The organism is Halobacillus sp. BBL2006 (genome assembly GCF_000786645.1).
Taxonomy (GTDB): domain Bacteria; phylum Bacillota; class Bacilli; order Bacillales; family Halobacillaceae; genus Halobacillus.
On sequence record NZ_JRNX01000354.1, the window covers coordinates 1 to 7,714 of the forward strand.

Consider the following 7,714-nt stretch of genomic DNA (forward strand, 5'->3'; position numbering starts at 1 on the left):
CCGCCATAGCAATAGCTCCATACTTTAAGTGTGTCTGTCCAATGTGTAACTCTTTTTAAAGAGGAGACACTCAAATACATGGTGTTTGAAGTGAACAGCTCGGCTCCTCCATAAATAATTAAGCAAAAGGCGATTCCGAAAAAGATTGCATTGATAAAAGAGGTGGAGGCTGCGTGTTGCTCGTAAAAAGGTTGAGCGAGTTTAAAAGAAAGTATTAGAGCAAATCCAATATAAATACCTGCAAGCGCTGCCCTTATTAAATAATGATTAGGGGTTTCGTCTACCATCAATTTTTTATTTCTCGCACATTCTATCACTTTGTTAAGAGTTGCTTGTTCCATTTGTTATCGCCACCTGAATAGAGATATGAGGAAATGTTTCTTTTTTGTGAAACATTTCACATGAATAAATATAGTCCTCAGAAGTGGCAATTACAATAGCTGTAACACTATTGCCAAATTAAATTTTCGAAAGCGCTGTACAAAAAAATAGGAGTTGACATTTTCAAATCTTATTATCCAACCTTTCAATTATTCATCATCACGAAAAGAAATCCGAGAAGGATTATAAGGTAAAAGAGGATTAATTTCACGTAGATTCTTTTCATATCCATCATCCTTTTATTCGAAAATCGCTAAAAGTCCTACTTGAATGTATGTAAAAGGGGAGTAAAAGATTCCGGTGTCTTTGTAACGATCTTATTAAGAAGCGACTGTATCTTAACGATTCTGATACACTTTTTCCTAAGGAAGTTAGCTTGTTTTCTCTCGTTTATGGGAATAACAGAAGAAAGAGGTGATACGGATGAAATGGCAGAATCAATTAGCAGTCAGTGAAAATTGGACTGGGGAAATATCTAATTTGGAAGAAAAGGTGAAGGTAGCTAATCGTGTAAGTCAATTCGTAAAGCAGGGGGACGTGATTGGTGTAGGGTCTGGTTCAACGTCTTTCCTTGCAGTAAAGAAAATAGCAGAGAGAGTGAAGCAAGAAAACTTGGAAATCATAACGATCCCCACTTCACAAGAAGCGTTACTCAATTGCTCTGCGCTCGGGTTGAAAACTACTTCTTTATCAGCAGCGAAACCTGATTGGGCCTTCGATGGAGCAGATGAAGTCGATTCAAACAAGCGTTTGATCAAGGGGAGAGGGGGAGCCATGTTTGCAGAAAAACTCGTGATGGCAAGTGCTCCTAAGACGTATATTTTAGTAGATGAAAGTAAATTCGTCACGCGGCTTGGAGAGAAATTTGCCGTCCCAATTGAAGTTGACCCACGGGCAGTTAACCTTGTCGAAACATACTTGAATAATCTCCAGGTTCAGGAAGTCGATTTACGAATGGCTCAATCCAAGGATGGTCCAGTCATAACAGAGGCGGGAAATCTAATTCTGGATGCTCGATTTGGCGAAATTAGTGATGAAATGGAAATGAAGTTGAGTGCGATTCCAGGAGTGGTGGAAACAGGATTGTTTATTGATTATTCCGTGGAAATTTTAACAATCTGAGCCCATTTTCATTATATTTATTGGTACATTGTAATACTTTTTCTATAATAGAAGTATATCCTTCATTCAAAGGGGAATCATTATGGGACTGCCAAAAAGGATTACTTATCACGACGGACGCTATCCGTTTATTGTACTTGCACCGATTGGGAAGAAGAATAAGCATATTCGATCCATCGGACATAAATTTGAACGGGGGTTATTTTCAAGGCTGAATGACACAATAGTGGAATTGATTGACCAGCAGTCATGGGATGTTAATAAAATTCGTCGTTATTTAGAATTAAACGGGGAAGCGATTCTCCCTGTTTCTTTACAAAAAGAAGAAACTGTGTATCCTCACTTATTGCGCCCAGAACTTTTCTTATGGAGTTCATTGCCAGAAGAACATGGACTACCTTTAAAAGATTCATTTTTATACGACATAGACTTTACTCAACTATCTTCAGAGCAACTTCATCAACATGTAAAGGAAGTTCTTGAAGATTATATGTTTTTAGCGGATGTGAGTCGTCACACCCGAAAATATTGGTTAAAGAAAATTGGAGGCGCCTTTCACCGCCACCCACTTCTGAAACTTTTTCATAAGAAAAAAGATGTGATTGATGCGGTGGAAGTGATGAATCAGTCCGCACTCTTATCTATTCTAAAATATCCTGAAGACATCGCCTTTTGGAGGCACAGAGTTGAAATAGTCATGCGTCCTTTTCGCTCTTTACCTGCGGAATGGATGGAGAATGGAAAGTCGAATATCTGCCTTCATGGGAAGGAATTACATTTTGATTCCTCTCAGCGTACCATCAACTGCTACTGCGAAGCTTGTGATTTTTGTCTGTTTTATCATATCGACGAAGATCGGGTAAGCTTTGAGGAAGAGTTTGACGTAGAGAGGGCAGCGAAAAGACTCATCACAATTGAAAAGCAATTTAATGAAATTGCTATACAAAATACTCGTCTGCTTGATCAACTTGTTCAATTGCAAGTTCTAAAGAATCGACTCTCCAAAGCAAGGAAGCCTCTGGAAGAGAGTTTACAAGTTGTCCAGCAAATTGAAAAATACCAGCAAAAGCCATTGAACCTGAGTGCCTTTCCATTACTCCATATGTATCGTCAGTTAAGAAAAACGAAGGTGCCAGAGCGTTGTTCAAATTCAGAATTACTGTGGTTATCAGCTGTCAAGCTTGAGCATGTCAAAGTGTTTAAAGAACTTCCTGACTGGCTGAAGCTCGTTCCGGAGAATGTTTATCCGATGACCAGCCATGTATTAGAAGAACTTCGTAGTAAATTAGAAGAGGTTCGCTACGGGGAAGAAGATGTGATTATTACGATCAAAGGACGACCGCTGACTTATGGCACTGTTCAACAGATTCTTGATTTAATTCATTACTATGGAACAGACTACCCGGTTCATACACTTGTGCAGATGTTAGCCGGGAAAGCTACGAATAAGTTGAGAACGTTGCATTTACATGAGACCCGCTGGTTCGGCCTCTTATCTGAATGGCCAGAAAAGCATATTCAAAAATTATTCAACCAGCTTGAAAAACAAGGATGGCTCATGAAACAGCAAAAAGGATACTCCGTCAGCGACTTCGCCGAAGAAGTCATGTGATATTTAGGTGTGGAAGCGACTGTTTAGCAACGTACGGACTGGATATAGGATGTGAAGAAGACTTGGGAGGCCCGATAAGCATAAGGCTAGCAATGGAGCAGAGGTGCCTATCTCTGCGCAATTGATTGACTTATGTCTCGAGGGGCTAGGCTTCGGAACTCAACTGAGCTGGAGGAGATAAAGGAAACATAATGAGCAAAGCGAATTGATGTTGACTAATCGTCAAGAAGCGAGGGAAGTCTCGCCCTGCGTATCCAGACAACGAAAGAGAAGAGAACACCCTTAATATTTACGACCAATAGAGGACCTGCGTACAGGTCTTTTTATTGTCCTTAGAAAGCGATTACTTGTGCTATAATGCCATTACAAGCAAGTTGAATGAAGGAACCTAAAAATTATTCTATTCCATATATAAATAAACAATGACACGAAAATTCCAAAAAAAGTCGACAAGTTCAGAGGAGGAGTTAACCATGCAATCCATCTATCATCGTGCCCTGGGTGAAGACTTTCATAAACTTCATCCGGAGATGCAAAAGAAATACGGTTTAACCAGTAAACAGAATTTAATGATCTTAGGACAAGGAAAAATGACTGAAATTAGAGGGACGCACCCGCTTTTACGTCCACTTCTAACCTTCGCAGCAAAAGACCATCTCGTATTTTCAGAGAGAGGGAAAGATGTTCCTTTCACACTTGAGAACTATGCATATGAAGGTGAGAATGGGCAGGAAACTGTAAGCTGGATCCGCCGGTTTTTCTTTCCGTTTGCGATCCGTGGCTTCGATGCTGCAATGCGTTATGACGAGGAAAAAAATGTGATTATAGATGATTTAGGTAAGTCTGGTTCTTTCCAGACAGAGCTCAAGCTTCATGTAACAGCAGGGGGGGGACTCTTTATGGAATCAGAAGATATGTCCTGGCAAGAAAAATGGCAAGTGCCTGGTCCGACTACTTCCGTTTATGAGCATTACGATGAAGATGAAGATGCCTATCGAGTCCACGTCCATGTAGAGCACCCTGTTTTTGGGACGATGCTGATGTATGAAGGCGCAGTTCATACGGAGTTTCTACCGATGACTTATAACAATATTCCTGATAGAGGCATACTGGAGTGAAAGGAGTCAGAATATGAGCTATCGTGATTCAAAAGATCAAGAAAAAGTGCACACAGACTTCAAGGAGCGGATGTCATACGGGGATTACTTGCAGCTTGATCAATTGCTGAACGCTCAAGACCGACTATCCTCTCATCATGACGAAATGTTATTCATCATCATCCACCAGGTGAGTGAACTGTGGATGAAATTAATTTTGCATGAATTATGGGCGGCGATTGATGCAATTAAAAATGGAGACTTGCAGTCGGCTTTTAAAATGCTTGCTCGAGTATCTAATATTCAAAACCAAATCATTCATGCGTGGGACGTACTGGCAACTTTAACCCCTTCTGAATATATCGAATTTCGTGATGACCTCGGACAAGCATCAGGGTTTCAATCCTATCAATATCGGATGATTGAGTTCGCATTAGGATATAAAACCCCACATGTGCTTAAAATTTATGAAAAAGATGAAGAGCTACATAGAGATCTGAAAGCGGCTTATGAGTCACCAAGCCTTTACGATGCAGCCATTGAAAAACTGGCAGAAGAAGGGTTTGAAATTAATGACAATCTGCTGAAACGTGATTATACAAAAATTTATCATGCTGATGCTTCAGTGCTTGAAGCGTGGAAAAAGGTTTATCAACAGGTCGATAAGTATTGGGACTTATATCAACTTGCTGAAAAGCTTGTGGATATAGAAGATTCATTGCAACAGTGGCGATTCCGGCATATGAAGACTGTAGAGCGGATTATTGGCCACAAAACAGGAACTGGGGGATCATCTGGTGTAGGTTACTTGAAAAAAGTATTGGACCATCGATTTTTTCCAGAATTGTGGGACCTTCGAACGCATCTATAATCTGAATAGACTGAATATAACGAAGTAATTAAAACAATATTACATTTATGTTACAATGGGTTGTGTATAAAAAATTAAAAGAGGGAAAATTATGAGACGACCCATTATATATATAGGAATTGTTGGTTTAATCTTGCTTACGGCATGCTCATTCATAGCTAATGCTGACGAATCTTCGGATTCCACAAACTCAGCTGCACCATTAAGCTATGAGGTAACTATGGAATCAGATATTGTTGAATTTGATGAGTACCATATTACGATTCACTATCCACAAACCCCTAATAATCAAATCAATCAGACCATTATTGATTATGTGAACCAAAGAAAAGCAGCTTTTAAAAAGGAAAGCTACCAGTCCATTCAAAAGCATGGGAAAACTAAATCACATGAACTGCATATAGATTTTGAAGTTTTACATCAAGGTTCAAGTTTCTTTGTCGTACGGTTCGAAGAGTCGATGGATGTAGGATTACCTACCCTTCTACATGCACAAACGATTATGAATTTTGATAAGAAAAACGGCAAACGTATAGAACCAGATCAATTGTTTAAAGAAGACCGAAATTATGTGGACCAATTAGCTGAGCTCACTAAAGAGGAGCTTATGAAAGAGACGGGTGCAGAGGTCTTTCACAGTTCAGAACTTCAGGAAGCATTGAAATCGAGTTATCTGGAAAATATTGCATTAACGACGAAGGGGATTGAGGTTTATCTGAATCAAAGCTCTGAAAAGATCCCTGACAAGATTGTACTGGGGCAGCGCTCCATCAATGATCTGTTGAAAGAAGAATTTGCAAGTGCTTTGAAAGCAGAAGGGGAGAGTCGTAGAGAAAAGAAAACCTCTATAGAAGATCCCCCCTCGTCTAAAAGTGAAAAAGAAACTGTGGTTAAGAGTCAGTCTGATGTAAAGAAAGTTGCGATTACATTTGATGATGGCCCACATCCTAAAGTGACGCCTGAAATTTTACAAGTATTAGATGAGTATAAAGCGAAAGCGACCTTTTTCATGATCGGGAAAAGAGTGAATTATTTTCCGGAAGTAGCACAGAGGGTAGCTGAAAAAGGGCATGAAATAGGGAATCATACGTGGGATCACTCGCGCCTTACTCGGTTAACCCCTGAAGAAGTGGATGAACAGATCTCTAAAACCCAAGAAATAATTGAAGAGGTGACAGGTGTTCAACCAGAAGTGGTGCGTTTACCTTTTGGAGAGCAGCCTCCAATTTCGCAAAAAAACTTGCAAGTTATTCCTTCCGATGTATCTGGGGAAAATTGGCAAGGTAAAGAAGCGGTTGAATTAGCGCAGGATATGATTAATGAAGCTAAAGATGGAGATGTAATCTTACTCCATGATCTTCAAGGGTCTACTGTGGAAGTTCTTGAATTGGTTTTGGATGCATTGTCCCGTCAAGGGTATCAGTTTGTTACAGTAAGTGAATTGTAAAAATAAACATGAAAAGCAGCCTGCAAGAGTGCAGGCTGCTTTTTTGTGGTTTGAATTTATAGGTTCGGCTTCAATGGTATTAAAGCTCGAGGATACGAACAGGGCAAGCACTATGCTCTTGCTTTTTCTTAGCTTCGTATTGGCTTCTGATTCAATTTCTGTTCGATCCACTTTCCCCATTCCTCAAACTCGACAAGGAACCCATCATGCCCGTAATCGGTTTGGACATGATAGTGTTCACCAGAGCTTACTTGGTCATTAAAGGATTTCATTAGATCATATGGATACAAAAGATCGTGTTCGAAACTTATCGTAAATACATCTGCTTTATATTGCCCAGCTGCTTGCTGCCAACCGTTTCTTTCACGACCTATGTCGTGATGGTTCATGGCTTCAAGGAGGTATAAATAACTGTTGGCATCAAATCGTTCTTTGATTTTGTCCCCTTGATAATCAAGGTAGGATTGAATGTCATAGGACGATGGAGTTCGCCTTTTGCGATCGAATCTCTTTTGGAAGAGAGTTCGGCTTCTATACGTCACCATTCCTGCCATACGTGCAATTTCAAAGCCTTGCAATTGATCGTTGGATAGATAATTTCCACCTTTAAACGCAGGATCATCTTTAATTGCCCTCGCACCTATATGGTTGAAGGCAATCCCGTAATCACTTAGGTAAGGGGTTGCAGCAAGGATGAATAATTGATCCATGAAATCGGGATATAGGATTCCCCATTCAAATGCCTGCATTCCCCCTAATGAACCTCCAGTGACGGCCTGAACATGTTTAACACCTAGGTGGTTCAGAGCTTGCTTTTGTGCATGTACCATGTCCCGTATTGTTACAGGAGGAAAGTCTAAACGATATTGTTTCCCAGTTTCAGGATTAATGCTTGCCGGGCCGGTTGAACCATGGCATCCACCGAGGACATTGAACGTTATGACCTGATAGTGGTCCGTATCAATCGGTGCTCCTTTCCCTATAAGTCCAGCCCACCAGCCAGGTTCTTCTTCCGATCCTAAGGCATGTTGATTTCCAGTTAACGCGTGACAGATAAGGATAACGGGGGCATCACTTGAACCATAACGCTCGTAAGCGAGTTCCACGTCAGTCAAACGATCTCCCGACTCGAAAGTGAATTCTCCAATGGATATGGTTGTAAGGTTATGGTTATGGCTGGTGGG

The 7,714-nt window shown here is 40.4% G+C and carries 7 protein-coding genes; 5 read left to right on the forward strand and 2 right to left on the reverse strand.

Annotated elements, in window-relative coordinates:
- Positions 1-341, reverse strand: a 341-nt coding sequence (locus tag LD39_RS11095) for a formate/nitrite transporter family protein (protein WP_035546305.1), incomplete at its 3' end; no start/stop codon positions are given.
- A 463-nt stretch (positions 342-804) separates the two neighbouring features.
- Between LD39_RS11095 and rpiA the strand changes: the two genes are divergently transcribed.
- The 5 genes from rpiA to LD39_RS11120 all read left to right on the forward strand — a co-directional run bounded on the left by rpiA (position 805) and on the right by LD39_RS11120 (position 6,530).
- Entirely contained in the window at positions 805-1,503 is a 699-nt protein-coding gene (gene rpiA / locus LD39_RS11100) for a ribose 5-phosphate isomerase A (RefSeq protein WP_035546307.1), read from the forward strand.
- A gap of 82 nt (positions 1,504-1,585) precedes the next feature.
- Positions 1,586-3,115 carry an RQC-minor-2 family DNA-binding protein gene (locus LD39_RS11105; RefSeq protein ID WP_035546309.1) on the forward strand — a complete coding sequence of 510 codons (1,530 nt, stop codon included), beginning with the start codon at positions 1,586-1,588 and terminating at the stop codon, positions 3,113-3,115.
- A gap of 473 nt (positions 3,116-3,588) precedes the next feature.
- Positions 3,589-4,233 (forward strand): DUF4166 domain-containing protein, encoded by a 645-nt coding sequence (locus LD39_RS11110; protein WP_035546311.1) that lies wholly within the window; start codon positions 3,589-3,591, stop codon positions 4,231-4,233.
- Between the two features lie 13 nt (positions 4,234-4,246).
- Complete coding sequence (gene kynA / locus LD39_RS11115) at positions 4,247-5,083, forward strand: tryptophan 2,3-dioxygenase (protein ID WP_035546313.1); 837 nt, start codon at positions 4,247-4,249, stop codon at positions 5,081-5,083.
- Positions 5,084-5,174: 91 nt separating this feature from the next.
- Entirely contained in the window at positions 5,175-6,530 is a 1,356-nt protein-coding gene (locus LD39_RS11120; protein ID WP_035546315.1) for a polysaccharide deacetylase family protein, read from the forward strand.
- A 128-nt stretch (positions 6,531-6,658) separates the two neighbouring features.
- On the opposite strand, the gene LD39_RS11125 is transcribed toward LD39_RS11120, so the two are convergent.
- The coding region (locus tag LD39_RS11125; RefSeq protein ID WP_035546317.1) for a homoserine O-acetyltransferase at positions 6,659-7,714 on the reverse strand (1,056 nt) is incomplete at its 5' end.

What these genes read in the sequence shown, in the direction of transcription:
- LD39_RS11120 (WP_035546315.1), top strand. Translation starts at nt 5,175, where the DNA reads ATGAGACGACCCATTATATATATAGGAATTGTTGGTTTAATCTTGCTT.
- kynA (WP_035546313.1), top strand. Translation starts at nt 4,247, where the DNA reads ATGAGCTATCGTGATTCAAAAGATCAAGAAAAAGTGCACACAGACTTC.
- LD39_RS11110 (WP_035546311.1), top strand. Translation starts at nt 3,589, where the DNA reads ATGCAATCCATCTATCATCGTGCCCTGGGTGAAGACTTTCATAAACTT.
- LD39_RS11105 (WP_035546309.1), top strand. Translation starts at nt 1,586, where the DNA reads ATGGGACTGCCAAAAAGGATTACTTATCACGACGGACGCTATCCGTTT.
- rpiA (WP_035546307.1), top strand. Translation starts at nt 805, where the DNA reads ATGAAATGGCAGAATCAATTAGCAGTCAGTGAAAATTGGACTGGGGAA.